This window comes from Streptomyces sp. NPDC032472, assembly GCF_040636955.1.
In the GTDB taxonomy this organism is placed as follows: Bacteria; Actinomycetota; Actinomycetes; order Streptomycetales; family Streptomycetaceae; genus Streptomyces.
Window position 1 is genome coordinate 1 of the sequence record NZ_JBEZVK010000221.1, and the last position, 1,090, is coordinate 1,090.

Below are 1,090 nucleotides of genomic sequence, written 5' to 3' on the forward strand. Positions count from 1 at the left end.
CGGCGCGGCCCGTCCCACCCGCGGCCACGTCCGCCGCGGCGGCGAGCGCGGCCGCCGGCACGGCCTCGTACGCGACCCCGTGCAGCAACGAGCCGGCCGTGCCCTTCTCCACCACGAGCGCGAACAGCGCGGCGAGGTCCTCGACGTGGACCATCGGCCAGCGGGTGGTCGCCGGCCCGACGTAGCGGCCGCGGCCGTGCTCGCGGGCCCAGGACACCATCAGGGCGGGGATGCCGCCGCCGGCGCCGTGGACGATGCCGGGCCGCACGACCGAGGCCCGCACGTCGTCGGACGCCGCGGCGAGGACGCGCTGCTCGATGCGCGGGCGGTAGCCGACGATGTCGATCGGGTCCGTGGCCGCGTCCTCGCCTGCGGCCTGCTCCCCGGTCGCGCCGAGCACCCACACCCCGCTGGTGTAGACGAACGCCCGGCCGGTGCCGCGCAGCCTGTCCAGCAGGGCGTCCACGGCGGCGGTGTCGACGGCCTCGTCCCCGCACGGGGTCGCGGCGTGCACCACGGCGTCGATGTCGTCGGTGACGGCGGCGCGCAGCGACTCCGGGTCGGCCAGGTCGCCGGTACGGACCTCGGTGCCGGGCGGCACCGTGCTGCCGGTCCGCAGGAACGGTACGACGTCGTGCCCTTCCCGGCGCAGCCGTCCCGCGACGGCCGAGCCGATGTACCCGCCCGCTCCCAGCACAAGAACCTTCATGGTGCGCTCCTTCTCCTTCTCGGATCGTTCCCGTCACCAGCGATCCGCGCTCGGCGATCCGCGCTCGGCAGTGACGGGACCGACGCTACGAGCGGCGCGGCCGGCCCGGATCTGTCGAATGACGGGGTTCGACGACCTGCATCGAGGGCCGGACGCCTCAGCTCGGCCGGCTCAGGTCGAGGCCGGCGAGGGCGGCCCTGGAGGCCACGCCGAGCTTGGGGTAGGCGTTCGACAGGTGGTAGCCGACGGTCCGCGGGCTGATGAACAGCCGGGCGCCGATGTCGCGGTTGCTCAGGCCGGTCGCCGCGAGGCGGGCCACCTGGAGCTCCTGTGCCGTCAGCCGGGCCGCCGGATCCGCCCCCGCCGGTGCGGCCGCGCGCC

The 1,090-nt window shown here is 76.2% G+C and carries 2 protein-coding genes; both read right to left on the minus strand.

Annotation, left to right across the window (positions count from 1 at the left end):
• On the minus strand, nt 1-709 hold a 709-nt coding region (locus tag AB0F11_RS38325), incomplete at its 3' end, for an NAD-dependent epimerase/dehydratase family protein (protein WP_362184517.1).
• A gap of 157 nt (nt 710-866) precedes the next feature.
• A partial coding sequence (locus AB0F11_RS38330; RefSeq protein ID WP_362184519.1) for a helix-turn-helix transcriptional regulator occupies nt 867-1,090 on the minus strand: 224 nt, incomplete at its 5' end.